Raw genomic sequence first — 26754 nt, 5'->3', positions numbered from 1 at the left:
TGCACATGAACCGCCGTCACATCCTCGCCCTGGCCGTGGGATCGGCCCTGCTGGCCGCCGGCTGCACCGGCACCGGAGGCACCTCGAAAGGCGCCGACGCCAAGGCGCCCGACGACCCGGCCAAGGTCACCGGCACCATCAAGGTCCTCACCGTCCGCACCGACCTCGTGCAGGACGGCACCATGGACAAGTACGCCGCCGAGTTCAACAAGATCTACCCGAAGGTCAAGGTCAAGTTCGAGGCCCTCACGAACTACGAGGCCGAGGTCAAGATCCGGATGAACACGGAGAACTACGGCGACGTCCTGATGATCCCCGGGGTCATCAAGAAGAGCGACTACCCCAAGTTCTTCGCCTCGCTCGGCACGGTCGCCGAACGCAGCAAGAAGTACCGGTTCACCGACTACACCGCGGTCGACGGCAAGGTCTACGGCCAGACCGCCGACGGCGTGATGCCCGGCTTCCTCTACAACAAGCGGGTCTGGCAGGAGGCCGGCGTCACCGACTGGCCCACGACCCCGGACGAGTTCCTCGCCGACCTCAAGGCCATCAAGTCCAAGACCGACGCGACCCCGTACTACACCAACTTCGCCGCCGGCTGGACCCTCACCTCCTGGACCTTCGTCAACGGCGCGGTCCACTGCGACCCCCAGGCCACCACGAAGATCGCCGAGGGGAATCCCTGGGCCGCGGGCGCCGACCTGCGCGTGGGCGACACGCTCCTGTACGACATCGTCCACGAGGGCCTCGCGGAGAAGGACCCGACCACCTCCAACTGGGAAGCGTCCAAGGGCCAGTTGGCCAAGGGTCAGATCGCCACGCAGTGGCTCGGCACGTGGGCGATCATCCAGTTCCAGGACGCCGCGAAGAAGGCCGGCGTGAACCCGGACGACATCGGCTTCATGCCCTTCCCGGCCCAGACCGGCGGCAAGTTCTGCGCCACGGTCGGCCCGGACTACAACCAGGGCATCAACGTCCACTCGAAGCACAAGGAAGCCGCCCGCGCCTGGCTCGACTGGTTCACCGACAAGTCCGGCTACGCCGACGACAACCTCGCCATCTCCCCGCTGAAGGACGCGCCGATGCCGACCGTCCTGAAGCCGTACGAGGAGCAGGGCGTCAAGCTCATCGAGCTCGACGACAGCAAGGGCGCCGAGGTCAAGGCGATCGACACCGAGTCCGAGGTCGGCATCAACACCCCCGACTACCGGCAGGAGTTGGTCGACCTGGCGCGCGGCGCCAAGAAGGGTTCGCTCGACGACTATCTGAAGAGCCTGGGCCAGAAGTGGACCGAGACCCAGAAGAACATGGGGTCCTGATGACGGACACCACCGCACGGGTGTCCGTCACGAAGGAGCCGGTACGGGACACCCCGGTACCGGCTCCGGCCCCCCGCCGGGCCCGCATGTGGCGGCACCTGACCCCCTGGATCTTCCTGGTCGCCCCCCTCGCCCTGCTGATCACCTTCACCTACGCGCCGATCGTCAACATGATCGCGTACAGCTTCACCGACTGGGACGGCGTGAGCCCCGAACTGCACTACACGGGGCTGGAGAACTACACCGAACTGTTCACCCGCTCCGAGCTGTTCGAGGTGTTCTTCGTCAGCGGCTACTACCTGGTCGCCTCCGCGATCCAGATCGTCGCGGCCCTGTACTTCGCGACGATCCTCAGCTTCAACGTCCGCTTCCGGAACTTCTTCAAGGGCGTGCTGTTCTTCCCGTACCTGATCAACGGGGTGGCGATCGGTTTCGTCTTCCTCTACTTCTTCCAGGACGGCGGCACCCTCGACTCGGTCCTGGCCCTGTTCGGCTACCACTCCGACCACGCCTGGCTGGGCACCCCGTTCTCCGCCAACTCCTCGCTGGCTGCGGTCTCGATCTGGCGCTATCTGGGCCTGAACTTCGTCCTGTTCCTCGGCGCGATCCAGTCGATCCCGGGGGAGTTGTACGAGGCGGCCGAACTGGACGGCGCGAACCGCTGGCACCAGTTCCGCCACATCATCGCGCCGGGCATCAAGCCGGTCCTGACCCTGACCGTCATCCTTTCGGTCTCGGGCTCGCTGTCCTCCTTCGAGATTCCGTACATCATGACGGGCGGCGCGACCGGCACGGAGACATTCGTGATCCAGACCGTGAAGCTGGCCTTCCAGTTCAACAAGACGGGCCTGGCCTCGGCCGCCGCCCTGGTCCTCCTGCTGCTGATCCTGCTGGTGACGTGGCTCCAGCGCAGGCTCGTCCCCGACGACAAGGTGGACCTGGTATGACCCGCCGAGCCGTGGCCCGTACGTTCGTCTACGCGTCGCTGATCCTCGCGACCCTCGTCGTCCTGCTCCCGCTGGGCGTGGTCTTCCTGACGTCCCTGAAGACGGACAAGGAGATGACGGGCGGCAGCGGGGCCCTCACCTTCCCCGACGACCCGCTGAACTTCCACAACTACGTGACCGCGTTCCAGGACGGCCGGATGCTCTCGGCCTTCGGCCACACGGCCTTCATCCTGGTCTTCGCCATCGCCGGCACGGTCCTGATCGGCTCGATGACGGCGTACGCCATCGACCGCTTCACGTTCCGCTTCAAGAAACTGGTCGTGGCCCTGTTCCTGCTGGCGGCCCTGGTCCCCGGCGTCACGACCCAGGTCGCGACCTTCCAGATCGTCAACGGCTTCGGCATGTTCGACACACTCTGGGCGCCCATCGCCCTCTACATGGGCACCGACATCGTCTCGATCTACATCTTCCTGCAGTTCGTGCGCTCGATCCCGGTCTCCCTGGACGAGTCGGCCCGCCTGGACGGCGCCAACGCCTTCACGATCTACCGAAAGATCATCTTCCCCCTCCTGAAACCGGCCATCGCGACGGTCGTGATCGTGAAGGGGATCACCGTCTACAACGACTTCTACATCCCGTTCCTCTACATGCCGTCCCAGGATCTTGGCGTGATCTCGACGTCCCTGTTCCGCTTCAAGGGCCCGTACGGCGCCCACTGGGAAACGATCTCGGCAGGAGCGATAGTCGTCATCCTGCCCACGCTGATCGTCTTCCTGGCCCTACAGCGCTACATCTACAACGGCTTCACAAAAGGCGCGACCAGATAAAGGGCCTTCAGGGGCGCGGGGAACTGCGCGACAAGCCACAACGAACCGTCACTCGCAACACAACAGTTCCCCGCACGGCGTCTAAGCGGACAACGCACTCACCAGAACCGGCGCAACAAGCTCAACCTGCCAGGCCCGAGCCCCATGCCCAGCCAGCGCATCCCCGACAGACTCGGCATCGACAACCTTCGGCGGCTCCCAACAAACCCGCCGAACGGTATCCGGAGTGATCAGGTTCTCCTGAGGCATGTTGAGCCGCTCGGCCAGCGCAGAAACACCAGCCCGAGCCGCAGACAACCGCGCCGCAGCCGCAGGGTCCTTGTCGGCCCAGGCTCGCGGCGGCGGCGGCCCCGTCACCGGCTGCCCAGGCGCAGGCAACTGCGCCTCGGGCAGCGCCTTGGCCCGATCGACGGCTGCCTGCCACTGCTCCAGCTGCCGCCGCCCCATCCGCTGCCCGAACCCGTTCAGCCCGGTCAGCACCTGCACATTGGCCGGAAGCGACAGCGCGGCCTCCACGATCGCCGCGTCGGACAGCACCTTGCCCGGCGACACGTCCCGCCGCTGCGCGATCCGGTCCCGGGTCTGCCACAGCTCCCGCACGACGGCCAGCTGCCGGCGCCGCCGCACCTTGTGCATCCCGGACGTCCGCCGCCAGGGGTCCTTGCGCGGCTCGGCGGGCGGCGCCGCCGCGATCGCGGCGAACTCCTGCCGCGCCCACTCCAGCTTCCCCTGCCGGTCCAGCTCCTTCTCCAGCGCGTCCCGCAGATCGACCAGGAGCTCCACGTCCAGCGCGGCGTAGCGCAGCCACGGCTCGGGCAGCGGCCGGGTCGACCAGTCGACGGCGGAGTGGCCCTTCTCGAGCACGAAGCCCAAGACGCCCTCGACCATCGCGCCGAGCCCGACCCGGGGGAATCCGGCGAGCCGGCCGGCCAGCTCGGTGTCGAACAACGATGTCGGCACCATGCCTATCTCGCGGAGACAGGGCAGGTCCTGGGTGGCGGCGTGCAGCACCCACTCCACACCGGAGAGCGCCTCGCCGAGCCCGGACAGGTCGGGGCAGGCCACGGGGTCGATCAGGGCGCTCCCGGCGCCTTCGCGGCGCAGTTGCACGAGGTAGGCGCGCTGTCCGTAGCGGTAGCCGGAGGCGCGCTCGGCGTCGACGGCGACGGGGCCGGAGCCGGCGGCGAACGCGGCGATCATCTCGGCCAGCGCGGTCTCGTCCGCGATCACGGGCGGAATGCCTTCGCGCGGTTCCAGTAGCGGAACGGCCTCAGGGTTCGGCGCCCCCGTAACAGAAGATCCGCCGTCGTCCGGAGGGGCGCCTCCGGTGGTTCGCAGTGAGCTGTCTGCTGCGGTGTCTTGGGCGTCGGTCACCTGTCAAGGGTATCTGTGTATGGACAGCGCCCGCCGACGGAACGTTCCGTCGACGGGCGCCTGGGGGTCGTAAACCAGTCAGTACGGTGAAAGCTCTGGTTCACGTCCGTGAACGACGAGGGCGGTGCACCCTCGGGGGATCTTCAGGGAGGCTGCGGGGGATCTACGGGGATCTACGGGGAATCTCAGTGGATGATGCCGGTGCGCAGGGCCACCGCCACCATTCCGGCACGGTCGCCCGTGCCGAGCTTGCGGGCGATGCGGGCGAGGTGGCTCTTGACGGTCAGTGCGGACAGGCCCATCGAGACGCCGATGGCCTTGTTCGACTGGCCCTCCGCCACCAGCCGCAGTACCTCGACCTCACGGCCGGACAGCTCGCGGTAGCCGCCCGGGTGGCTCGGGGAACCCGGGGGGCGGCGGTGCATCCCGGCGGCGCGGGAGCCGATGGGGGCGGCACCGGGTCGGGTGGGGAGCCCGACGTTGGTGCGGGTGCCGGTGACGACATAGCCCTTCACTCCGCCCGCGAGGGCGTTGCGGACGGCGCCGATGTCGTCGGCGGCGGACAGGGCGAGGCCGTTGGGCCAGCCTGCCGCGCGGGTCTCCGACAGGAGGGTCAGGCCGGAGCCGTCGGGCAGATGGACGTCGGCGACGCAGATGTCGCGGGGGTTGCCGATGCGGGGACGAGCCTCCGCGACGGACGAGGCCTCGATGACATCGCGCACACCGAGCGCCCACAGGTGGCGGGTGACGGTGGAGCGGACGCGCGGGTCGGCCACGACCACCATCGCGGTGGGCTTGTTCGGGCGGTAGGCGACCAGGCTTGCGGGCTGCTCGAGAAGAACGGACACCAGGCCTCCTGGAGTGCGGGGACGACTTGGAAGGTCACAGTCGTCTTCGGCACCGGATCACGAGTCCTTTAGAGAATGATCACGATCTAGTGAGTAACAATTGGTGCAATTCGGACGTGTGGTCGATCGTTCGGTGAACGAATCGGTTCGTTCGAGGGATCACTCTCGACTGAAAGTGGCCGTATCGACAAAGTGACGACAAAATCCCTGCGCCCGAAAAGGTGACCCGAGGGGACGTCAGCGTGACTGCGGACCGCGCCGCTGCGGCAGCGTCACCACCGACGCGTCGCCCGGACCGGCCGGCGGCAGCCCCGCGACCTGCGCGAGCAGATCGCACCAGGCCGCCAGATGACCCGCCGAGTCCGGCACCCCACCCAGCCCCTCGCGGGGCGTCCAGGACGCGCGGATCTCGATCTGCGAGGCCGACGGGCGCTCGGACAGGCCGCCGAAGTAGTGGGAGCTGGCCCGGGTGACCGTGCCGCTCGGCTCCCCGCACGCGAGGCCGCGCGCCTGGAGCGCGCCGGTCAGCCACGACCAGCACACGTCGGGCAGCAGGGGGTCGGCCGCCATCTCCGGCTCCAGCTCCGCGCGCACCAGCGTCACCAGCCGGAAGGAACCCCGCCAGGCGTCGTGCCCGTCCGGGTCGTGCAGCAGCACCAGCCTGCCGTCCGCCAGGTCCTGGTCGCCGTCGACGACCGTCGCCTCCAGCGCGTACGCGAACGGCGCGAGCCGCTGCGGGGCGCGCGTCGGCTCCACCTCGATCTGCGGCCTGAGCCGCGCGGCCCTGAGCGCGTCGACGGCGGCCCGGAAGGGCAACGGCGCCTCGCCGCTCGTATCCCGGTCCCCCTCCTTCGCGTCGTCCATTCCGCCAGTGCCGTCCGACAGTCGTCCTTGAGCCGCAGCCATGCCGGAAGATTAAAGGGAAGCGGCGCCCGGTGCGGGCCTAGACACCCGGACAACGGGCGCCACGTCACCGGCGGACCGACACCGACGCCGGGCGCCGGGCACTGCGGACGCCGTGCGAAACTTGCCGACGTGAGTGCTAACCAGACGCCGCCGTCCGCCACGTACGAATCCGCCTTCCTCAAGGCCTGCCGGCGCGAGCCCGTGCCGCACACGCCGGTGTGGTTCATGCGGCAGGCCGGGCGCTCACTGCCGGAGTACCGCAAGGTCCGCGAGGGCGTCCCGATGCTCGAGTCCTGCATGCGGCCCGAGCTGGTCACCGAGATCACCCTCCAGCCGGTGCGCCGGCACAATGTGGACGCGGCGATCTACTTCAGCGACATCGTCGTCCCGCTCAAGGCCATCGGCATCGACCTCGACATCAAGCCCGGCGTCGGCCCGGTCGTCGAGAAGCCGATCCGCACCCGCGCCGACCTGGCCCAGCTGCGCGACCTCACCCCCGAGGACGTCTCCTACGTCACCGAGGCCATCGGCCTGCTGACCGCCGAGCTCGGCGCCACCCCGCTCATCGGTTTCGCCGGCGCGCCTTTCACCCTCGCGAGTTACCTCGTCGAGGGCGGTCCGTCGCGCACGTACGAGAACGCCAAGGCGATGATGTACGGCGACCCGGAGCTCTGGGCCGACCTGCTGGACCGCCTCGCCGACATCACGGCCGCGTTCCTGAAGGTCCAGATCGAGGCCGGCGCCTCCGCCGTCCAGCTCTTCGACTCCTGGGCCGGCGCGCTCGCCCCCGTCGACTACCGCCGCTCGGTGATGGCCGCGTCCGCGAAGGTCTTCAAGGCCGTCGAGTCCTACGGCGTCCCGCGCATCCACTTCGGTGTCGGCACCGGCGAGCTGCTCGGCCTCATGGGCGAGGCCGGCGCGGACGTCGTCGGCGTCGACTGGCGCGTCCCGCTCGACGAGGCCGTCCGCCGCGTCGGCCCCGGCAAGGCGCTCCAGGGCAACCTCGACCCGACCGTGCTGTTCGCCGGCACCGAGGCCGTCGAGGCCAAGACCCGCGAGGTCCTGGAGACGGCGAAGGACCTGGAGGGCCACGTCTTCAACCTCGGCCACGGCGTCATGCCGTCCACCGACCCGGACGCGCTGACCCGCCTCGTGGAGTACGTCCACACGCAGACGGCCCGCTGACCTACCAGGTGTGCCGGGGCCGCGCCTTCCTGCCGAACAGCAGGCCGCGCGGTTCCGGCGGCGGGGTCGTGCCCGCCTTCAGCGGCCAGGCCAGCAGCATGCCGACGAGGAAGCCCACGATGTGCGCCGCGTACGCCACCGTGCCCGCGTCGGAGACGCCCTCGCCGGACGAGTAGACGGCCTGGAGCGCGAACCAGAAGCCCAGCACCAGCCAGGCCGGCAGCCTGAGCGGCAGGAAGATCAGGAACGGCACCAGCACCCACACCCTGGCCTTCGGATACAGCACCAGATAGGCGCCCAGCACCCCCGCGATGGCCCCGGACGCGCCGATCAGCGGGTCGCCGGAGTCGGCGTTGAGGAACGCGAAGCCGTACGACGCCGCGTAGCCGCAGACGACGTAGAACAGCGCGAAGCGCACATGGCCCATGCGGTCCTCGACGTTGTTGCCGAAGATCAGCAGGAACAGCATGTTGCCCAGCAGGTGCAGCCAGCCGCCGTGCAGGAACATCGCGGTGAACACGGACAGGAACGGGGACTTGTCGTAGCCCGGCGGGCCGACCACGCAGCCCCGGCCGCCCGGACCCACCTCGCCCGTGGGCACCAGCCGGGGAAGCTGATGGTGGATCAGCTCCTGCGGCACCGCCGCGTAGTGGTCCAGGAAGGCCTGGAGATGGCAGAGCTGGGACAGGCTGCTGTCGCCCGCCACGGAGCCGGCCAGGCCGGGCGTGTACAGGAAGACCAGCACGTTCGCGGCGATGAGCGCGTACGTCACCACAGGGGTGCGGCGCACCGGGTTCACGTCATGGACGGGGATGACCACAAGGAAGTACTGCCCCCGATGTGCTCGGCAAATCGGTGAACGCCTGCACGCGCGCGTGCGTATGACTTCTCAACCGCCCGCGGCACGGGGAAGGCGGGTCGCGGGGTCAACGTGAGGAACAGGCGATGAACGACCGAGTTACTCCTCCGATCCACGCGCTGCCCGACGGCGAGGCCGAGGTCGCCGTGGTGCTGCGACTGCCCTGGGAAGACGTGGCCCGGCTGGGTCAGGACGCGGGGCGGCTCGCCTCGCAGATGCAGCGGCCGGTGACGCTGGACGAGGCGGTGAGCCACCGGCTGCGGTCCACCCGGCCGGCGGCCCACGCGAAACCGGCGGGGGAACAGCCGGCGGCGGTGGCCGCGCCGAGCGCCTCCGTCTCCTCCCTGCCGCCCCGCCCGCCCGCCGACCAGGCCCGCCAGGCCATCGAGCGGATCAACGGGTCGGCGTAGCCGGCACGGCCCTCAGGAGGCCCGTACCTTCGACGCGGCCTTGCGGGCCGCCACCAGCACCGGGTCCCACACGGGGCTGAACGGCGGGGCGTAGCCCAGGTCCAGGGCCGTCATCTGCTCCACCGTCATCCCGGCCGTGAGCGCCACCGCCGCGATGTCCACCCGCTTGCCCGCGCCCTCCCTCCCGACGATCTGCACACCGAGCAGCCGCCCCGTGCGGCGCTCGGCGAGCATCTTCACCGTCATGGGGGAGGCGCCGGGGTAGTAGCCCGCGCGGGACGTGGACTCGATGGTCACCGTCTCGTACTGGAGGCCCGCCCTGCGCGCGTCCTTCTCGCGCAGGCCGGTGCGGGCGATCTCCAGGTCGCAGACCTTGCTCACCGCCGTGCCGACCACACCGGGGAAGGTGGCGTAACCGCCGCCCACGTTCGCGCCGATGACCTGGCCGTGCTTGTTGGCGTGCGTGCCGAGCGCGATGTGGCGCTCCTGACCGGAGACCAGGTCGAGGACCTCCACACAGTCGCCGCCGGCCCAGATGTTCTCGTGCCCGCGCACCCGCAGGGCGAGGTCGGTCAGCAGCCCGTCGTGGTGGCCCACGGGCAGCCCCGCCGCCTTGGCCAGCGAGGTCTCCGGGCGCACCCCGATGCCCAGCACCACCACGTCCGCCGGATACTCGGCGTCCTCCGTGGCCACCGCCCGCACCCGGCCGTCCTCGCCGGTGAGGACCTTGGTGACCGCGGCGTCGTTGACCATGGTGATGCCGAGGCCCTCCATCGCCTCGTGCACCAGGCGCCCCATGTCCGGGTCGAGCGTCGACATCGGCTCGCTGCCGCGGTTGACGACGGTCACCTCGTAGCCGCGGTTGATGAGCGCCTCGGCCATCTCGACGCCGATGTACCCGGCGCCGACCACCACCGCCCGGCGGCCACGCGTGCGTGCCAGCGTGTCGAGCAGCGCCTGACCGTCGTCCAGGGTCTGCACCCCATGGACCCCGGGCGCGTCGGCACCCGGCATCTCCGGACGGATCGGGCGGGCGCCGGTCGCGATCACGAGTTTGTCGTACGACGTCCAGGACTCGGCCCCGGAATCGACGTCACGCGCGCGTACCCGCTGCCCGGCCACGTCGATCTCCGTGACCTCCGTCCGCATGCGCAGGTCGATGCCCCGCGCGCGGTGCTCCTCCGGGGTACGCGCGATCAGCTGGTCCCGCTCCTCGACGTCGCCGCCCACCCAGTAGGGGATGCCGCACGCCGAGTAGGACGTGAAGTGACCCCGCTCGAACGCCACGATCTCCAGTGCGTCCGGCCCCTTCAGCCGACGGGCCTGCGACGCCGCGGACATCCCCGCGGCGTCACCGCCGATCACGACCAGTCGTTCGCTCGCAGCGCTCATGTTCATGCGAACACGCTACGTGGGGAGGGCATTTCAGTCCCGCTCGCCGCCCTCCTCCCCGGTGGGCGCGGGGCGGGCGACCGGCAGCGGGCCGAGGGCCGTCGACACGTTCGTCGGGGCCGGGCGACGCGGCAGCCGGGGGCGGATCAGCCGCAGCCACGCCAGCAGGAGCAGCGCCAGCACCGCGGCGAACGGCAGGATCGCGGCCAGCGCCACCACGATCCACCGCAGCATCGACACGAACGCGTCCCAGCCGCCCGACAGGGCGTCCATGATCCCCGGATCGTCGTCCTCGGCGGCCTTCGCGACCGGCTTCTCGGACAGCGACAGCGTGATGGTGGCCAGGCTCGTGCGGTCCTTCAGGGATGCCTGACGGGCCAGCAGCGCCTCCAGGTCGGCCTGACGCGTGCTCAGTTCGCCCTCCAGGATGACCACGTCGCTCAGCTTGGTGGCCCGGTCCATCAGCTCCCGGATGCGGGCCACGCTCGCCCGCTGCGTCTTGACGCGGCTCTCCACGTCGACGACCTGATCGGTGACGTCCTGCGCCTTCGCGGTGCGCTCGACGAGCTTGCCCGCGCCCTCCAGCTCGGTCAGCACCTCCTCGTACTTGTCGACGGGCACCCGCAGCGTCACCTGCGTCTGCTCCGCGCCGTCCTCGTCGCGGAAGGTGGACTCCTTGCCGACGTAGCCGCCCGCGTTCTCGGTGGTCGTCCGGGCCGCTTCCAGCGCCTTCGGTACGTCCTTGACCTGCACGGTGAGTTCGGCGGTGCGGATGATGTGGCTGGTGGGGAGCTTGGGCGCGGTGGTCGCCTGCTTGCCGCCCGCGCCGCTGTCGCTGTCGGCGGCGCCGCCCGGGGCGGCCTCCTTCGCCTCCGACAGCGCGGCGCTGTCGCTGCCGGAGCCGCCGTCCGACGAGTCGGAGGCGGTGCAGCCGGACAGGGCCAGCGCGGCGGCCAGCAGGAGGCCGGCCAGGGCCTGGACAGGTCGTACGGAACGTCGTGCGCGCATCTGGCGTACCCCCGGGTCGTGACGACTGACTGACACTCGCTCCTTCGACGCCCGGCCGCCCCGGAACGTTGGAGCGCGACGGTCCCGATGCGGTCACGGTCGGGACGCGGACGGGACTCGACAGGGACGTACAGGGGATCTGGACGGGCCAAAGGTCCCTGGCCGGAGTGTCGGTGGCGTCTGAGAGGGTGGAGCCATGAGCGGATCAGGTACGACGGGACACGTCGTCGTCATCGGAGCCGGTGTCGCGGGACTGGCCGCGGCCCACCGGCTGCTGCAGCGCGGGGCGCGGGTGACCGTCCTGGAGGCGTCCGGCCGCGTCGGCGGCAAGCTGCTGCCCGGCGAGATCGCCGGCGCGCGCGTGGACCTCGGCGCGGAGTCGATGCTGGCGCGCAGACCGGAAGCCGTCGCCCTGGCCCGCGAGGTCGGCCTCACCGACCGCCTCCAGCCCCCCGCCACCGCGACCGCCTCGATCTGGACCCGCGGCGCCCTGCGCCCCATGCCCAAGGGCCATGTCATGGGCGTCCCCGGCACCGCCTCCGCCCTCGAAGGCGTCCTCTCCGAGGAGGGCCTCGCCCGGATCGAACGCGACGCCGAGCTGCCGCGCACGGAGGTCGGGGACGACGTGGCGGTCGGCGAGTACGTCGCCGCACGGCTCGGCCGCGAGGTCGTCGACCGGCTGATCGAGCCCCTCCTCGGCGGGGTGTACGCGGGCGACGCCTACCGCATCTCGATGCGTTCCGCGGTCCCGCAGCTGTTCCAGGCCGCGAAGACCCACACCTCGCTCACCGAGGCCGTCCGCGACCTCCAGGCCAAGGCCGCCGCCCACCAGCAGACCGGCCCGGTGTTCATGGGCCTCCAGGGCGGCGTCGGCACCCTCCCGCTCGCCGTCGCCGAGTCGGTCCGCGCGCGCGGCGGCGAGATCGTCACCGACGCGCCCGTCACCGAGCTGCGCCGCGCGGGCGCCGAGGGCTGGCGGATCGTCACCGGCGACCGCACCCTGCACGCCGACTCCGTGATCGTCGCCGTTCCCGCCCCGGCCGCCGCCGACCTCCTGCGCGCCGAGTCCCCCGAGGCCGCCGCCGAGCTCGCCGGCGTCGAGTACGCCTCCATGGCCCTGATCACCCTCGCCTACCGGCGCACCCACACCGACCTCCCGGCGGGCAGCGGCTTCCTGGTGCCGCCCGTCGACGGCCGCACCATCAAGGCGTCCACGTTCGCGTCCCAGAAGTGGGGCTGGATCGCCGACGAGAACCCCGACGTCGTCGTCCTGCGCACCTCGGTCGGCCGCTACGGCGAGACGGCGATCCTGGAGCGCGACGACGCCGACCTCGTCGACGTCTCCCGCCACGACCTGCGCGAGGCCACCGGCCTCGACGCCCGCCCCCTCGAAACCCGCGTCACCCGCTGGACCGACGGCCTGCCCCAGTACCCCGTCGGCCACCACGCGCGCGTGGCCCGCGTCCGCGACCACGTGGCCAAGCTTCCCGGCATCGCCGTCTGCGGAGCGCAGTACGACGGCGTCGGCATCCCCGCCTGCATCGCGAGCGCCTACGCCGCGGTGGACCAGGTGTACGGCGATGATCGCGGTGTGCAGGAGCTCACCGCCCACCCGGTGCAGAGTCTGCACGGAGGAGCAGGAGAATAAGGACCATGAGCAACGAAGCCCCCACCCCCGAGGCCGGCCGGATCCCGAACAAGGGCAAGCTGGCCAAGGACCTGAACGAGGTCATCCGCTACACGCTCTGGTCCGTCTTCAAGCTGAAGGACGTCCTCCCCGAGGACCGCGCGGGCTACGCGGACGAGGTCCAGGAGCTGTTCGACCAGCTCGCCGCGAAGGACGTCACGATCCGCGGCACCTACGACGTGTCCGGCCTGCGTGCCGACGCCGACCTCATGATCTGGTGGCACGCCGAGACCGCCGACCAGCTCCAGGAGGCGTACAACCTCTTCCGCCGCACCAAGCTGGGCCGCGCCCTGGAGCCGGTCTGGTCGAACATGGCGCTGCACCGCCCCGCCGAGTTCAACCGCTCGCACATCCCGGCGTTCCTCGCCGACGAGACGCCGCGCAACTACGTCAGCGTCTACCCCTTCGTGCGGTCCTACGACTGGTACCTCCTGCCCGACGAGGACCGCCGCCGCATGCTCGCCGACCACGGCAAGATGGCCCGCGGCTACCCGGACGTCCGCGCCAACACGGTCGCCTCCTTCTCCCTCGGCGACTACGAGTGGCTGCTGGCCTTCGAGGCCGACGAGCTGTACCGCATCGTCGACCTCATGCGCCACCTGCGCGCGTCGGAGGCCCGCATGCACGTCCGCGAGGAGGTCCCGTTCTTCACGGGCCGCCGCAAGGACATCGGGGATCTGGTCGCCGGTCTGGCCTGATCACTTCCGGGGCTTGGGCTCCGGGTGCGCCGCGCAGGCCGCGCGCCGCACCGGGAGCCGCCCCTCCAACAGATACGCGTCGAGGTAGCCGTTGACGCACCGGTTCGGCCCGCCCGCGATCCCGTGCGTCCCCGCGTCCCGCTCGGTCACCAGCACCGAACCCGACAACCGCCGATGCAGCTCCAGCGCCCCCTCATAGGGCGCGGCCGCATCCCGCTCGGCCGCCAGGATCAGTGTCGACGGCAGCTCACCCGGCCCCGTCCGCACGTCCAGCGGCTCCTGACGCGGCGCCTGCCAGTACGCGCAGGGCAGGTTCATCCACACGTTGTCCCACGTCTCGAACGGCGCCACCCGGGCCAGCCGCGTGTTGTCCCGGTCCCACACCGCCCACTCCGTCGGCCAGGACGCGTCGTTGCACTCGACGGCCGTGTACACCGCGCTGGAGTTCTCGGCCTCCTTCGCCGCCTCCGGATGCGGCCCCGCCTGCTCGATCAGTGGCTTGGGGTCGCCCTTCAGATAGGCGGACAGCGCCTGCGCCCGGTGCGGCCAGAAGTCGTCGTAGTACCCGGCCGTCAGGAACGCCCCCTGCAACTGCCCGGGCCCGACCTTCCCGCCGGCCGGGTCCGCCGCCAGCTGGGCCGCCGCCTTGTCGTAGCTGCGCTGCACCTTCTCGGCCGTGTCGCCGAGCCCGTACACCTTGTCGTGCCGGGCGACCCACTCCCGGAAGTCCGCCCAACGGCCCTCGAACGCGGCCGACTGGGCGAGGTTGTTGCGGTACCAGACCTCCTCCGGGTCCGGGTTCACCGCCGCGTCGAACACCATCCGCCGCACGTGCGAGGGGAACAGCGTCGCGTACAGCGCCCCGAAGTAGGTGCCGTACGACGCCCCCATGAACGTCAGCTTCTCCTCGCCCAGCGCGGCACGCAGGACGTCGAGGTCGCGGGCGTTGTTGAGGGAGTTGTAGTGCCGCAGCGCACTGCCCGCCCGCTTGGCGCAGCCGCGCGCGTACGCCTTCGCCTCGGCGATGCGCTCCTGCTTGTACGACTCCGAGGGGTGCGTCGGCGCCGGTGAGGGCGCCTTGAGGAAGTGCTTGGGGTCCTCGCAGGACAGCGGCGCGGAACGGCCGACGCCGCGCGGGGCGTAGCCGACGAGGTCGTAGGCCGCCGCGAGCCGCTTCCACTCGGGCAGATAGCCCATGAGCGGGAAGTACATGCCGGAGCCGCCCGGGCCGCCCGGGTTGTAGACCAGGGAGCCCTGCCGGGGGACCTTGCGCTTGCTGTTGTGCGGGTCCTTGTGAGTGGCGCGGACCCGGCTGACGGTGAGCTTGATCTGCTTGCCGTCGGGGTGCGCGTAGTCGAGCGGGACGGTGACCGTGCCGCACTGCATTGCGGCCGGCAGGTCCTCCGCGTCCGGGCACTTGCCGAAGGTGATCCCGGCCGCCTCGGCCCGCGCGGCGGCCGTCGCGGCGCCGCGCAGCTCGGCCGTGCCCGGGAAGGCACCGGGGGCGCCGCCCGGGGTGCTGCCGGACGGGGTGGCCGCGAGTGTGGTCAGGATCAACGTCCCGGCGGCCGAGTAGAGGGCGGGGGCTCTCATCGGGTATCCCTTCGGTGCACGGCAGCAACAAAAGGGATGTTTCGTTCGGTTGTTGGTGAAGGCAAGCACCGTCCGGCCGGTGTCGGCGCCAATGCCCCCTATGCGCCCCTGGTGTGCCCGTCGCGCCAGGGCTGCTCGCGGTCGGCGAAGGCCGCACGCAGCTCCGGTTCACCGACCGCCCGGACACCCCGTACGGCGACGGTCGTCAGGTACGTACGGTCGTCGCCGCCCCCGGTGCCCCGGGCCAGGGCGCCGAGCAGGCGCTGGCCTGCGGGGGAGGCCCAGCGCGAGTACGGGTGGACCTCGACGCGGGCTATGGCGAGGCAGCTCAGGGTGAGCGCGAGGGGCAGCGCGAACCAGAGGGCGATCAGCTGGCGCGGCATCTCCGACGGGGCGGGCGTCAGCAGCGCGGTCGCGCCCAGCGCGAGGACGACGAGCGCGGCGAGCTGCACCTGGCGCACGGCCGCCGCCACCGTCGTACGCGCCCCGTCCGGCACGGCGAGACCCGCGCGCACCAGCCGGTCGGCGAGGCCGCGCACCGGGGCCGCGGTCGCCGCGGCGTCCCGTGCCGGGGTGATGCGGGACTGGCCCTCCGGACCGATCGCCCCGATGACGGAGCGCTCGATCTCGTCCCGGCCGCGCGGGTCGACGACCGTCGCCCAGCCGGTGTGCGCGAGGAGCAGTCGGCGCTGGCGCGCCATCGAGACCATGGTGAGGTCGGCGACCCGCCGGGGGCCGCCGGACAGGAACGCCGCTTCGTACAGCGTCAGATCGTGCCCACGGCCCGCGGCCACTTCTTCCGTGTCCACGGCCGCAGCACGTACGGCGGCCAGGCACAACCGGGTACACGCGGTACCGGCGGCGGCCCAGGCCAGCAGGAGGAGAAGGACCCAGAACATGACGCTGTTCTATGCGAACCGGTCGCGAAGGCGCCATGCCTTGTTCACGATCCGGACGGAGCGTGGCCGGTATGAGATGTTCCCCTTGGGGTCGCTCAGGACTCGCTGGGCGGCGGGCTCGTGGCGGGTGGGGGCAGTGAGTACGTGGGGGACGCCGAGGGGGTGACCGGGACCGCCGGGGTCGGGTCGGTCGTCGGACCGGGCGGGCCGGGGGTGTTGGTGATCGGGGGCGTGCTGCCCGAGGCCATCTCCTGGGCCAGGGCGTCCCAGTCGACGTACCCGGTGGCCTCCAGGATCTTGATGTGGTCGAGGACGGTGGTGTTCGCGTCGTCGGCGAGGGCACGGACCAGGGAGTTGCGGGTGGTGGCCCGCACCTGGGCGACGACCGAGAAGACCTTGCCGTGGGCGATCCGCAGGATGTTGGCGAACTGCCGGTCGTACTCGACCCCTTGGGCCGAGCTCAGGGTGGCCAGCCACTGCTTCTGCTGGTCGTTGGGCTCGTTGGGGAGTGCGAGGCCGAGCTGTGAGGCCACGTCACGCACTCGCTCGTCCAGGAACGTGTGCCCTTCGACGAGGTGCTGCCCCGCCGTGCGTACCGCCTGCGTGGTGCCCTTCTGGAGGGCCTGCTGCCCGGCCGGCAGCTCCCACAGTCCCGCCAGCCGCACCTTGGTGACGAACTCCCGGTCGAGCGCGGACAGCGGGCCGTACTTCGTCGACACCGTCTGGGCGTTGAGCACGTCGACCCCCGTCCCGGAACGGTCGGCGTACGACCAGATCGGGAAGATCAGGGCCGCCAGGGTCGCCGCCAGGCCGGTGATGATGAGCCCGGTGCCACTGAAGATGCCTCGGCCGTTGACGGGGGGTCGGGGTCGCATGGTGCCTCCTGCTTGCGGCACCGCACGCTAGTGCGTTTCGAGTGCGCTGTCGGCATGTTACTGCGCGGTCTACGCCAACTGCCGTACAGGGACGAAGGGTTGCAACCAGGACACCAAGGGTCAATGGGGGAGGGAGAGTTGGGGGTGTATGGTGGCAAAACGATGCTAATCGGGCGCGTTCGCGGGGTCGAACGAGACCGGTGTTAAACCGGGCACACTCCGCTTCATCGCCGCAGCAGCACCCGCCGCGTCGCCCGCGCCAGCCGTACGCCCGGCCGGTGCGAGCGCGGCCGTGACCCCGACCGCTCCAGCCACCACTCCCGCAGCTCGGCCAGCGCCCGCTCGTCGCGCACCGTCCCCGCCCCGAGCAGATGCCCGGCGAAGTCCAGCGCGTCCCTGCGGTACCCGCCGGTCATCGGGTGCCCGTGGGCATAGCCGAGGAAGGCGGGCCGGTACTCCGTGCCGAGAATCACCGGCAGTTCGGGCGCGACCTTCGCCACGACGTCCGCCCGCTTCCCGGCCAGCGCCCGCGCCTGCACCCCGAGCCGCACCCGGTCGAACCCCTCGGGCACGGGGGTCCCGGCGACGAGAGCGGACAACAGCGCGGCCTGCGCGAGAGCGAGCCGCTGGCGGGCGGGGGTGGTGTCGGGGGCGGGGACGGGTGCGGTGACGCGGGAGGCGTCCGTGGCCGCCGCGGCACCCTGGCCCCGGGTGGGGGAGGCGTTCGTGGCCGACGCGGCCCCGTGCTCCCGGGTGCGGGAGGCGTTCGTGGCCGCCGCCCCTTGCTCCCGGGATGCTTTCGTGGCCGACGCAGCTCCCTGCTCTCGGGTGCGGGAGGCGCTCGCGGTCGGCGCAGCCGCTTGCTCCCGCGTGCGGGAGACGGTCGTGCCCGGTGCGCCCCCCTGCTCCCGCCCCTTCTCCACCGCCCCCCGGATCGCCGCCAACTCCCCCTCCAGCTCCGCCGGTTCCGGGAAGTTCTCGTCGCGTTCCAGGAGGACCCCCGGCGGTGACACCCGGGAGGCGAGGTCGGTGAGGATGTCGAGGACCGGGCGGGGGATCGGGTGGGCGTGGCTGTCGTGCCAGACGCCGTCCCGCTCGAAGCCGCCCGCCACGTGGACGTAGGCGATGGCCTCCAGGGGGAGGTCGGCGAGGGCGGCGGCCGGGTCCTCGCCGCGGTTGACGTGGTTGGTGTGGAGGTTGGCGACGTCGATGAGGAGTCGTACGCCCGTGCGGTCCGCCAGCTCGTACAGGAACTGCCCCTCCGTCATCTCCTCGTCCGGCCAGGCGATCAGCGCGGCGATGTTCTCCACGGCGAGCGGCACGGGCAGCGCGGCTTGCGCGATGCGGACGTTCTCGCACAGCACGTCGAGGGCGTCACGGGTGCGGGGGACCGGCAGCAGATGGCCGGCCTCCAGGCGCGGGGAGGCCGTCAGGACCCCGCCCGCCCGGACGAACGCGATGTGCTCGGTGACCAGGGGCGAGCCCAGCGCCTCGGCCCGCTCGGCGAGGGCGGTCAGGCGGCTCTCGTCCGGGCGGTCGGCGCCGCCGAGGCCGAGCGAGACACCGTGCGGGACCACGGTCACCCCGCGCTCGCGCAGCCGTCGCAGCGACTCCGGCAGATGGCCGGGACAGGTGTTCTCGGCCACGACCTCGACCCAGTCGATGCCCGGCATGCGTTCCACGGCGTCCGCGATCTCCGGCCGCCAGCCGATTCCCGTGCCCAGTCGCTCCATGGTCCCCGTCCCCGTCTTCTCGTCGAGTGGCCTGCTCAGGTGCCCGCCGTGTCGTCTCCTCCGACGCCGTGCCGTTCCTGTGTGACGGGGGTATGGCCCCGCCGCCCGGAGCCGAATCGCCTCCGGGGCGTGTTCAGAGCAACATTTGAGGTTCCGGCCGCCGTGGGACCGGTGACCTCACGAGGTGACCGCGGGCCAGCGCGCCGGGTCCCGCCCCAGCAGCCGCAGGGTCTCCTCCAGGGCCCCGGCCCCGTCCGGCACCTTCAGCGCGGGCGCGAACGGGAACCCGTCCCCGCGGCTGCCCGGGTCCGCCGGGACGCGCCGGGCGACGGCCAGGCCCGCGACGAGGACCTCGTCCGGGAGGTCCAGGCGTACGCCGAGCGCCGCCGCCACGTCCCACGCGTGCACGACGTAGTCGACGAGATGGAAGCCGATCGCCGTCCGCCCCGGGAGGCTCCGCCCCAGCTCCGGGAGCGTGAACTCCCGCTCCTCGACGCCCGGTTCGGCGAAGGCGTCGAGGACGTCCGCCGCGGCCAGCCGGTGCACCTCGGCGGGCGCGCCCATGTCCGCCGGCTCCCTCCAGTGCGCCAGGCCGGCGCCCACGCCCCGCGCGGCCGCCGCGAACCCGCGATGCTGCGCGGCCATGTGTGCCACGAGCCGCCGCAACGACCACCCGGCACAGGTGCTGTCCCGCTCCCAGTCCCCGTCCCGCGCGAGTCCCACCACGCGCACGGCCTCCTGCACGGCGATCCGGTCGAGCCCCACGACGTCCATGCGCCCTCCTCGGCGATCGGTTCAGGCCTCACCATAAAAGTAAGCGAACGGTCGTGCTACTAGTTTTCGACGACTGCCCCATGAGCAACCACCGCCCCTGTCACCCCACTTGAGGAACGAGCGCCGCGTCCACCGCCACCGCCCGCAACCGCCCCGCGATCCCCGTCCGCGCCCTCCGGTACACGGCCGTCTCGCCGTGCAGCACGGACAGGGCGTTCGCCGACTCCATCAGGGCGATCAGCTCGAAGGCCAGCTGCTCCGCGTCCGTGTCCGCCCGCAGCTCACCCGCCGCCCGCGCCTCCACGACCCGCTCCTCGACGTGCCCGGTCCAGTACCGCTGGGCCTCGACGAGCACGTCGTGCACGGCGCCTTCCCGGGCGTCGAACTCGGCCAGCACGCCGTAGAAGAAGCAGCCGCCGGGAAAGACCCGCCGCTCCGAGTAGTCCAGCCACGCCTCGCACAGCCGCCACAGCCGCCCCACCCCGGCCGGCACCGTCGCGGCGGGCTCCACGACCTCCGCGGCGAACACCCGCGAGGCCTCCCGTACGGTCGCCAGCTGCAACTCCTGCTTGGAGCCGAACAGCGCGAACACCCCGCTCTTGCTCAGCCCCAGCTCGGTCGCGAGCCGTCCCACCGACAGCGCCTCCAGGCCCTCCACCGAGGCGATCTCGACGGTACGGCGGAGCACCGACTGCCGGGTGCGGTTGCCCCGTTCGACCCGGCCGTCGAGCCGGGTCACCGCAGCGCCGGATGATCGGCGACGACGGTGCAGGAGCCGGGCGCGATCTCCGTGAACCCCGCGTCCCGGACCAACGGCAGCCCGCCGGCCGTGAGTTCACGCCACCGCGCGGGCTCCGCCGTGCGCACGGCGAGCGGGAAACCGGCGTCCCGCCAGGCCGTCCGCTGCTCCTCCGACAGTTCCCACCAGGCGAGTTGGGCACCGTGCCCCGCCTGCGCCATCGCCTTCCCGGCGGACATGTCGAGATCCGGGCTCATCCACAGCACCGGCACCCCGGGATCGACGTCCCCAGGAGCCTCCGGGTCGTCGAGATCGGTCCCGGACACCTGGAGCTTGGCCAGCTCCTTGGGCCACCCGTCGAGCGGCACCGGTGGAAAGACCCGCACCTCGGCCGACTTCCCGGTCACGGTGATCCCGGGCAACGCCTCGGCCTTCCGCCACTCGGCACCGCGAGCCCGCCGCACGACCTTGCGAATCCGGGCGTCCTGCCAGTCCCGCATGACCTGAGCCCACTCCCCGTCCCCGAGAGCCCGCTCATCACTGAGGATCAGGAGAACGGCACGCGCGGCGGTCTCCAGGGCATCGGTACGGGCGGGAGGAGCGGCACGCTCGATGCGCACGACCAGAGGCAGCACGAACTGAGGGGCCTGGTCGCGCACATCGGCTTCGGGGGTAAAGGGACTGGCGTTCACCCGGCCACCTTAAGGCGACATCATTTGGCCATGGAACGCGATCTACAGCTGGACAACGTGGGCCGCCGCTACGGCCTGCGCGGCCCATGGGTCTTACGCGCCGTCGACCTGCTGATAGCCCCGGGCACCCTGACCCGCGTAGAGGGAGAGAACGGCACCGGCAAATCCACGCTCCTGCGTATCCTCGCCCGCCTCGATGCCCCCTCCGAGGGCAAGGTCAAGGGCCGCCTCCGCACGGCCTACGTCCCCGAGCGCTTCCCCTCGGCCCTTCCCTTCACGGCCGCCGGTTACCTCACCCACCTGGCCACGATCCACGGCCTCACCCGCGCCTCCGCCCAGCGATCCGCAGCCGACACCCTGGAACGGTTCGGCGCATCCTCCTACGCCCACACCCCCATGGCCCAGCTCTCCAAGGGCAGCAGCCAGAAGGTCGCCGTCGCCCAGGCCCTGCTCGCGGAACCGGAACTGCTCGTCCTGGACGAGGCGTGGACCGGCCTCGACGCCGGCGCGCGTGCCGAACTGGAGCGGGCCGTCGCCGAGCGCACCGCGGCCGGCGGGGCGGTGGTGTTCGTCGACCACGATCCGCAGCGCCTCGCGGGCGCGACCGACGCCGTGTACGCCGTAGGCGAAGGACGCCTCGAACGTCGTACGACACCCATGGCCTCCGACCCGGCGGCCACCGGCCCGTATGTCGTCGTCGAGGCGCAGGGCCCGGCGGGCGGGCGGCTGCCCGCGGACGCGCACCGCACCGCCACCACCGCCGAGGAGCCGGAACCCGGCGCCTACCGGCTCACCGTCCCCGCGTCCCACTCGGACGTCCTGCTGCGCACCCTGCTGACGGCCCGCCCGCCCTGGCACGTGGTGAGCGTGCGCCACGAGACACCGGAAGGCGGCCGATGACCGCGCTGCTCCGCTATCAGGCCGCCCTGCTCGTGCGCTCGCAGCGCTGGCTGCCGCCGGTCATCCTGTACGCCGTGTTCCTCGGCGTGGGTGTGCAGAGCGGGCAGCCGATCCTGGACTCCCTCGGTTATGCCGCCGCCGCGCTGCTGCCGGTCGCCGCCTGGCTGGTGCGGATCTGTGTCGCGGGTGAGCCGCCCGCCGCCCGGGCCTGCGTCTCCGCCGCGGTCGGGCCCGCCCGCGCTCATCTCGCCGCGCTGCTCGTGGCGCTGGTGGGCGCGGCGATGCTGGGCACGGTCGCGACCGTGCTCGTGACGCTGATCAGCGACCCGGTGAGCTCCGACCACCAGATCCGGGTGCCGAGGTTCCCGGCCGGCGGGTCCGGGCTGCTCGCGGTGCTGGCCTGCGCCCTGCTCGGCACGGCGGTCGGGGCGCTGACGACCTGGCCGCTGCTGCGGTCGCCGGGCCGGGCGGTGCCCACGATGTTGCTCGCGGCCCTGCTGTCGGTGGTGGTGACCGGCTCCCCGGCCCACGCGGCGGTCAGCGGCCTGGTCACCGGCTCGCAGAAGGGCACGGTGCCGCTGCCGCTGCTGCCCCTCGCGGGGGCTGCGGTGGTCACGGCCGGGGCGCTCGCCGTGGCCTGCGCGCTGACCTCCCGCCGGTCATCCTGAACAGGCCGTCCGCTGCGCCTCCTGCCACTCGCAGACAGGGCACAGCGTGATCCCCTTGTACGACTCCGGGTACTCCGTGGGCTTCCGGCACAGCACGCACTCGGCGTACGGCGGCCCCTCGGCGACCGGCGGCTTCGGGACCTCGCGGATCGTGCAGTAGTCCTCGCTCATGCATCCAGCCTAGGACGGTCCGCCCTTCGCGCCGATCAGCTGGGAGACCTTCACGAACCGGTAGCCCCGGGCCCGCAGCTCCGGCACGATCCGCCGCACCGCCCGCTCGGTCGCCGGTGCGGCACTGCGCGTGCAGTGCATGACGACGACGGAACCGGGCCGGACGCCTCCGAGGACCTGCGACGCCACGGCGTCCGCGTCCGTCGCGAAGGCGTCCCCGCTCACCACGTCCCACTGCACGGCCGTGACACCGGCCGGGGTGAGCGCCTTGAGCGCCGTACGGTCGTAGCAGCCGCCGGGGAAGCGGAAGTACGGCATCGCGTCCGGCACCCCCGCTTTACGGAAGGCGGTGTACGCGCGCTCGACGTCGGACCGCATCCGGTCCTCGGACACCCTCGGCAGCCCGTAGCAGTCGCCGGTGAAGGCGTAGTGGCTGTACGAGTGGTTCGCGACCTCGAAGAGCGGGTCCCGCCCGATCGACCGGGCCTCGACCGGGTACTCCTCGGCCCACCGACCGGTCATGAACACGGTCGCCGGCACCTTCAGCGCCCGCAGCGTCGCGATGAGCCGCGGGTTGTCGAAGTGCTCGCCCGCCGCTGCCCGCGAGCCTTGGTCGGCGGTCATGTCGGCGTCGAAGGTGAGGGCGACGGCCTTGTCCGGGGTGCGGGGGCCGTGCTTGAAGACGGGGGTGAGACCGGACGGGCCGGGGGCGAGGGTCGGGGGGTGCGAGGGGGCGGCGGGGGAGGGGGCCGGGTGGGCGGCCTTGGTGCGGGGCGCCTGGGGGGCGGCGCAGGCGGTGAGGGCGGCGCCGAGGGCACAGACGGCGGCGACTTGTCGTACTCGAATGATCACCGTACGAACATAAAGGGGTGAATCGGGCGAACCGCGGATCGCCGCACTTCATGCCGCGCGAAAGCCCTCGGTCAAACGCCCTTCAGGAGCCTCTTCCGGCAGGCCTCGACGTCGAAATCCGCCTTCGGGTACCGCGGGTCCAGTGCCTCCAGGTGCTCCAGGAGGAGGCGGCTGACGGCCCAGTTGCGGTACCACTTGCGGTCGGCGGGGATCAGGTACCAGGGGGCCCGCGGGGTGGCGCAGCGGCGCAGGGCCAGCTCGTACGCCTCCTGGTAGGCGGGCCACAGTTCGCGCTCGTCGATGTCGCCGGGGTTGAACTTCCAGTGCTTGTCCGGGCGGTCGAGGCGTTCGAGGAGGCGGGCGCGCTGTTCGTCGTAGGAGAGGTGCAGGAAGCACTTGACGATCGTGACGTCGTTCTGGGTGAGGGACGTCTCGAAGCGGTTGATGCGGGCGTAGCGGCGGGTGAGTTCGGAGCGGGGGGCGAGGCCGCGGACGCGGGCGATGAGGACGTCTTCGTAGTGCGAGCGGTCGAAGATGCCGATCTCGCCGGGGGCGGGGAGGGCCTGGCGGATGCGCCAGAGGAACGGGTGCTTCAGCTCCTCGCGGGTCGGGGCCTTGAACGCCTTGATGCGGCAGCCGGACGGGTTCAGCAGGCCGATGACGTGCTTGACCGTGCCGCCCTTGCCGCTGGTGTCCATGCCCTGGAGGACCAGCAGGACGCGGCGCCGGTCGCCCGCCGTGCTCGCCGCCCACAGGCGTTCCTGGAGCTCGGCCAGGCGCTCGCCCATCTGTTCGATCTCCGCCAGGGCGGCCTTCTTGTCCTTGGGGCCGCCGGGGGTCGCCCGGGCGTCGTAGGAGCCGAGGTCGACGCGCTTTCCGCCGTCCGGCACGCGGAGCAGCTCGCTGAGGCCGGGCTCCTTCTTGGCCTTCTTCGACCCCTTCTTGGCCACGGCGCGCCCCTTCCAGTCCGGTCGTCCCTCGATCGTGCGCCCGGCGGGAGGCGGTCGCCAGCCGGGGTGCCCGGGGAAAAGCGTCCCGGAACACCCCCGCGGACCGCCGCCCTACCTCCGCCAGGGGCCCGTCACGGCGAACGTGGTCCCCGGCGTATAGCAGTTCACGAACATGGTCCGGCCGTCCGGCGAGAACGTGACGCCCGCGAACTCACCCCACTCCGGCTCCTCCGCCGTCCCGATGTTCTGCGCGTTGCGGGCCATCGCGTAGACCTCGCCCCGCCGGGTCACCCCGAACACGTGCTGCGCCCCGTTGCCGTCCTCGCAGACCATGAGGCCGCCGCTGGGAGCCAGGCAGATGTTGTCGGGGGACTCGCCGGGGAGCTGGACGTCGGTGTCCGGGCCGAACACGATCACCAGGGTGAGACGGCGGGCCGAGGGGTCGTACCGCCAGATCTGCCCGTAGTGGTCGGCGGCCGAGCCCTCCGCGCTGTGGGCGAAGGACGACACGAAGTAGACGCAGCTCCCGCCCCAGTAGCAGCCCTCCAGCTTCTGCGCGTGCGTGATGCCCTTCGGGCCGAAGTCCTGGAGACGGATGGGGGTCTGGGCGGCGAGCGGGTCCGGTACGTCGACCCACTCGATGCCCTCGAAGCAGGCACCCGTCTCCTGGATGGAGGACAGGTCGGGTACGCCGGGGACGCGCATCGCCTGGAGCCGGCCGCCCGCGCGCAGGGAACCGAGGCCGCCCAGCGGCTTCTCGGGCAGGAAGCGGTAGAACAGGCCGAACGGCTTGAGGAACGCGTCCTCCGTCTCGTAGACGATGCCGCGCTTGGGGTCGACGGCGATCGCCTCGTGCTGGAAGCGGCCCATCGCCGTCAGGGGCACCGCGCCCGAGCGGCGCGGGTCCGCCCCGTCCACCTCGAAGATGAAGCCGTGGTCCTTGGTGTAGCCGTTGGTGCCGGCCTTGTCCTCGGTCTCCTCGCAGGTCAGCCAGGTGCCCCAAGGGGTGGGTCCGCCCGCGCAGTTGACGGCCGTGCCGGCGATGGCGACGCGCTCCGACAGGACGTTGTTGTGGGAGTCCAGGGTCAGCGCCGTACAGCCGCCCTTGCCCATCGGGTCGTAGGTGAGGCCGTCGATCGTCGGGACCGGGACCTTGCCGGTGACGCGGTTCTCGTGGTTGCGGACCAGGTGGGTGCGGCCGTGTCTGCCGGTGAAGGCCGACATGCCGTCGTGGTTGGAGGGCACCTTGCCCTCGCCGGAGCGGAGCTGGTCGCCCTCGCGGGAGAGGACCCGGTAGCGGAAACCTTCCGGCAGATCGAGCAGGCCGTCCGGGTCGGGGACGAGCGGACCATAGCCCGTGTGACCGAGGTTCTGGCTCGCGACGGCGGTGCCGGCGAACAGCTCGGAGAGGGCGCCGGTGAAGGCGATGCCCGCCCCCAAGGCACCGGAGCGGGCAAGGATCTGACGTCGTGTTGCGGACATGGAGCAGCAACCTTCCTGCTGGCGGACAGGATGTGACGCCGCTGTGTCTATCACCTGGGCCGGGCCGCGGGAACCACGCGCGTAGCACGTGTCACCGGTCGAGGCCTCTGTCGGTCGGGTGCTCCTGGGCCTTCTCCAGGAAGCGCAGCAGCTCCACCGGGAAGGGCAGCACGAGCGTGGAGTTCTTCTCGGCGGCCACCGCCACCACCGTCTGGAGCAGCCGCAACTGGAGCGCGGCGGGCTGCTCGGACATCTCCTTCGCGGCCTCGGCGAGCTTCTTCGACGCCTGGAGTTCCGCGTCGGCGTTGATGATGCGGGCGCGGCGCTCCCGGTCGGCCTCGGCCTGCCGGGCCATGGAGCGCTTCATCGCGTCCGGCAGCGACACGTCCTTGATCTCGACGCGGTCGACCTGCACACCCCAGCCGACGGCCGGGCTGTCGATCATCAGCTCCAGGCCCTCGTTGAGCTTCTCGCGGTTGGACAGCAGATCGTCCAGTTCGCTCTTGCCGATGATCGAGCGCAGGGAGGTCTGCGCCATCTGGGAGACCGCGAACTTGTAGTCCTCGACCTTGATGAGCGCGCTCGCCGCGTCGACCACCCGGAAGTAGACGACCGCGTCCACGCGCACCGTCACGTTGTCCCGGGTGATGCCCTCCTGGGCCGGGATCGGCAGCGTGACGATCTGCAGGTTGACCTTGTGCATCCGGTCCACGAACGGGACCACCATGGTGAACCCCGGCTCCCGTACGTCGCGCAGCAGTCGGCCGAGCCGGAAGACCACCCCGCGCTCGTACTGCTTGACGACCCGGGCCCCGGCGGCGACGTAGACCACCCCGGCGGAACCGGCGGCCACGGCCACGGTGAGCAGCTCCTGGAGCATGACGACCCCCTCGGTGAGAGGCCTGATTGTCTGCTCCTGCAACGATATGCCCGGTGCCTGGCACGGGGCCAGGCACCGGGTGGGGG

General features: G+C 71.5%; 27 protein-coding genes. 9 read left to right on the top strand and 18 right to left on the bottom strand.

What is annotated here, in order from left to right; genetic code table 11:
• Nucleotides 1-5 precede the first annotated feature (5 nt).
• The 3 genes from IQ210_RS21090 to IQ210_RS21080 are packed head-to-tail and all read left to right on the top strand — an operon-like array spanning nucleotide 6 to nucleotide 3093.
• Nucleotides 6-1319, top strand: a complete 1314-nt coding sequence (locus IQ210_RS21090) for an ABC transporter substrate-binding protein (RefSeq protein WP_194080616.1) — start codon at nucleotides 6-8, stop codon at nucleotides 1317-1319.
• Nucleotides 1319-2266, top strand: a complete 948-nt coding sequence (locus IQ210_RS21085; protein WP_194080615.1) for a carbohydrate ABC transporter permease — start codon at nucleotides 1319-1321, stop codon at nucleotides 2264-2266. Before IQ210_RS21090 ends, IQ210_RS21085 begins: the two co-directional genes overlap by 1 nt.
• A complete protein-coding gene (locus IQ210_RS21080) occupies nucleotides 2263-3093 on the top strand; it encodes a carbohydrate ABC transporter permease (RefSeq protein WP_194080614.1) in 831 nt (276 codons plus the stop codon). Before IQ210_RS21085 ends, IQ210_RS21080 begins: the two co-directional genes overlap by 4 nt.
• Before the next feature lie 81 nt (nucleotides 3094-3174).
• Here the strand turns inward: IQ210_RS21080 and IQ210_RS21075 are convergent, their stop codons facing one another.
• From IQ210_RS21075 to IQ210_RS21065, 3 genes are all read right to left on the bottom strand, one after another.
• The gene (locus IQ210_RS21075) at nucleotides 3175-4467 is read right to left on the bottom strand and encodes a ribonuclease D (protein ID WP_194080613.1); all 1293 of its coding nucleotides are present in this window, start codon (nucleotides 4465-4467) and stop codon (nucleotides 3175-3177) included.
• Nucleotides 4468-4652: 185 nt separating this feature from the next.
• Nucleotides 4653-5315, bottom strand: coding sequence for a LuxR C-terminal-related transcriptional regulator (locus IQ210_RS21070; protein ID WP_194080612.1), 663 nt, complete (start codon nucleotides 5313-5315; stop codon nucleotides 4653-4655).
• A 237-nt stretch (nucleotides 5316-5552) separates the two neighbouring features.
• Complete coding sequence (locus IQ210_RS21065; RefSeq protein ID WP_194080829.1) at nucleotides 5553-6179, bottom strand: DUF3000 domain-containing protein; 627 nt, start codon at nucleotides 6177-6179, stop codon at nucleotides 5553-5555.
• 171 nt (nucleotides 6180-6350) lie between these two features.
• On the opposite strand from IQ210_RS21065, the gene hemE reads away from it, so the two are divergent.
• Nucleotides 6351-7406 (top strand): uroporphyrinogen decarboxylase, encoded by a 1056-nt coding sequence (hemE, locus tag IQ210_RS21060; RefSeq protein ID WP_194080611.1) that lies wholly within the window; start codon nucleotides 6351-6353, stop codon nucleotides 7404-7406.
• A gap of 1 nt (nucleotide 7407) precedes the next feature.
• Here the strand turns inward: hemE and IQ210_RS21055 are convergent, their stop codons facing one another.
• Nucleotides 7408-8226, bottom strand: coding sequence for a rhomboid family intramembrane serine protease (locus IQ210_RS21055; protein WP_194080610.1), 819 nt, complete (start codon nucleotides 8224-8226; stop codon nucleotides 7408-7410).
• Nucleotides 8227-8351: 125 nt separating this feature from the next.
• On the opposite strand from IQ210_RS21055, the gene IQ210_RS21050 reads away from it, so the two are divergent.
• Nucleotides 8352-8675 carry a hypothetical protein gene (locus IQ210_RS21050; RefSeq protein WP_194080609.1) on the top strand — a complete coding sequence of 108 codons (324 nt, stop codon included), beginning with the start codon at nucleotides 8352-8354 and terminating at the stop codon, nucleotides 8673-8675.
• A gap of 12 nt (nucleotides 8676-8687) precedes the next feature.
• Here the strand turns inward: IQ210_RS21050 and IQ210_RS21045 are convergent, their stop codons facing one another.
• Both IQ210_RS21045 and IQ210_RS21040 read right to left on the bottom strand, forming a co-directional pair.
• On the bottom strand, nucleotides 8688-10073 hold the full coding sequence (locus IQ210_RS21045; RefSeq protein ID WP_194080608.1) for an FAD-dependent oxidoreductase: 1386 nt from the start codon (nucleotides 10071-10073) through the stop codon (nucleotides 8688-8690).
• 27 nt (nucleotides 10074-10100) lie between these two features.
• Nucleotides 10101-11075, bottom strand: coding sequence for a DUF4349 domain-containing protein (locus IQ210_RS21040; RefSeq protein WP_194080607.1), 975 nt, complete (start codon nucleotides 11073-11075; stop codon nucleotides 10101-10103).
• 196 nt (nucleotides 11076-11271) lie between these two features.
• On the opposite strand from IQ210_RS21040, the gene hemG reads away from it, so the two are divergent.
• Nucleotides 11272-12723, top strand: a complete 1452-nt coding sequence (gene hemG / locus IQ210_RS21035) for a protoporphyrinogen oxidase (protein ID WP_194080606.1) — start codon at nucleotides 11272-11274, stop codon at nucleotides 12721-12723.
• 5 nt (nucleotides 12724-12728) lie between these two features.
• Nucleotides 12729-13460, top strand: coding sequence for a hydrogen peroxide-dependent heme synthase (gene hemQ / locus IQ210_RS21030; RefSeq protein ID WP_126274872.1), 732 nt, complete (start codon nucleotides 12729-12731; stop codon nucleotides 13458-13460).
• On the opposite strand, the gene IQ210_RS21025 is transcribed toward hemQ, so the two are convergent.
• The 7 genes from IQ210_RS21025 to IQ210_RS20995 form a co-directional block, all read right to left on the bottom strand.
• Nucleotides 13461-15053 carry an alpha/beta hydrolase gene (locus IQ210_RS21025; RefSeq protein WP_194080605.1) on the bottom strand — a complete coding sequence of 531 codons (1593 nt, stop codon included), beginning with the start codon at nucleotides 15051-15053 and terminating at the stop codon, nucleotides 13461-13463. It abuts the gene before it with no gap.
• 98 nt (nucleotides 15054-15151) lie between these two features.
• Nucleotides 15152-15952 carry a TIGR04222 domain-containing membrane protein gene (locus IQ210_RS21020; protein ID WP_194080604.1) on the bottom strand — a complete coding sequence of 267 codons (801 nt, stop codon included), beginning with the start codon at nucleotides 15950-15952 and terminating at the stop codon, nucleotides 15152-15154.
• Nucleotides 15953-16047: 95 nt separating this feature from the next.
• Nucleotides 16048-16827, bottom strand: coding sequence for a DUF4142 domain-containing protein (locus IQ210_RS21015; protein WP_194080603.1), 780 nt, complete (start codon nucleotides 16825-16827; stop codon nucleotides 16048-16050).
• Nucleotides 16828-17051: 224 nt separating this feature from the next.
• A complete protein-coding gene (locus IQ210_RS21010) occupies nucleotides 17052-18560 on the bottom strand; it encodes a DUF692 domain-containing protein (RefSeq protein ID WP_194080602.1) in 1509 nt (502 codons plus the stop codon).
• Nucleotides 18561-18737: 177 nt separating this feature from the next.
• Nucleotides 18738-19334 carry a TIGR03086 family metal-binding protein gene (locus tag IQ210_RS21005; RefSeq protein WP_194080601.1) on the bottom strand — a complete coding sequence of 199 codons (597 nt, stop codon included), beginning with the start codon at nucleotides 19332-19334 and terminating at the stop codon, nucleotides 18738-18740.
• Between the two features lie 100 nt (nucleotides 19335-19434).
• Complete coding sequence (locus tag IQ210_RS21000; RefSeq protein WP_322656392.1) at nucleotides 19435-20073, bottom strand: TetR/AcrR family transcriptional regulator; 639 nt, start codon at nucleotides 20071-20073, stop codon at nucleotides 19435-19437.
• Nucleotides 20070-20765: an aminoacyl-tRNA hydrolase gene (locus IQ210_RS20995; RefSeq protein WP_194080600.1), complete on the bottom strand. Its 696-nt coding sequence runs from the start codon at nucleotides 20763-20765 to the stop codon at nucleotides 20070-20072. Before IQ210_RS20995 ends, IQ210_RS21000 begins: the two co-directional genes overlap by 4 nt.
• A gap of 30 nt (nucleotides 20766-20795) precedes the next feature.
• Here IQ210_RS20995 and IQ210_RS20990 point away from each other — a divergent pair, with 30 nt between their 5' ends.
• On the top strand, nucleotides 20796-21665 hold the full coding sequence (locus IQ210_RS20990; RefSeq protein ID WP_194080599.1) for an ABC transporter ATP-binding protein: 870 nt from the start codon (nucleotides 20796-20798) through the stop codon (nucleotides 21663-21665).
• The gene (locus tag IQ210_RS20985; protein WP_194080598.1) at nucleotides 21662-22333 is read left to right on the top strand and encodes an ABC transporter; all 672 of its coding nucleotides are present in this window, start codon (nucleotides 21662-21664) and stop codon (nucleotides 22331-22333) included. The genes IQ210_RS20990 and IQ210_RS20985 overlap by 4 nt, the downstream gene beginning before the upstream one ends.
• On the opposite strand, the gene IQ210_RS20980 is transcribed toward IQ210_RS20985, so the two are convergent.
• The 5 genes from IQ210_RS20980 to IQ210_RS20960 all read right to left on the bottom strand — a co-directional run bounded on the left by IQ210_RS20980 (nucleotide 22325) and on the right by IQ210_RS20960 (nucleotide 26668).
• Nucleotides 22325-22504: a hypothetical protein gene (locus IQ210_RS20980; protein WP_079312584.1), complete on the bottom strand. Its 180-nt coding sequence runs from the start codon at nucleotides 22502-22504 to the stop codon at nucleotides 22325-22327. The genes IQ210_RS20985 and IQ210_RS20980 overlap by 9 nt on opposite strands.
• 9 nt (nucleotides 22505-22513) lie before the next feature.
• On the bottom strand, nucleotides 22514-23356 hold the full coding sequence (locus IQ210_RS20975) for a polysaccharide deacetylase family protein (RefSeq protein ID WP_194080597.1): 843 nt from the start codon (nucleotides 23354-23356) through the stop codon (nucleotides 22514-22516).
• Nucleotides 23357-23427: 71 nt separating this feature from the next.
• Complete coding sequence (locus IQ210_RS20970; RefSeq protein ID WP_194080596.1) at nucleotides 23428-24306, bottom strand: PPK2 family polyphosphate kinase; 879 nt, start codon at nucleotides 24304-24306, stop codon at nucleotides 23428-23430.
• Nucleotides 24307-24417: 111 nt separating this feature from the next.
• The gene (locus IQ210_RS20965) at nucleotides 24418-25788 is read right to left on the bottom strand and encodes a PhoX family protein (protein WP_194080595.1); all 1371 of its coding nucleotides are present in this window, start codon (nucleotides 25786-25788) and stop codon (nucleotides 24418-24420) included.
• Between the two features lie 91 nt (nucleotides 25789-25879).
• On the bottom strand, nucleotides 25880-26668 hold the full coding sequence (locus IQ210_RS20960; protein WP_194080594.1) for a slipin family protein: 789 nt from the start codon (nucleotides 26666-26668) through the stop codon (nucleotides 25880-25882).
• Between the last annotated feature and the right edge of the window lie 86 nt (nucleotides 26669-26754).

The organism is Streptomyces justiciae, from assembly GCF_015163075.1.
Lineage (GTDB): Bacteria > Actinomycetota > Actinomycetes > Streptomycetales > Streptomycetaceae > Streptomyces > Streptomyces justiciae.
This window is presented reverse-complemented; position numbering and strand designations above follow the sequence as displayed.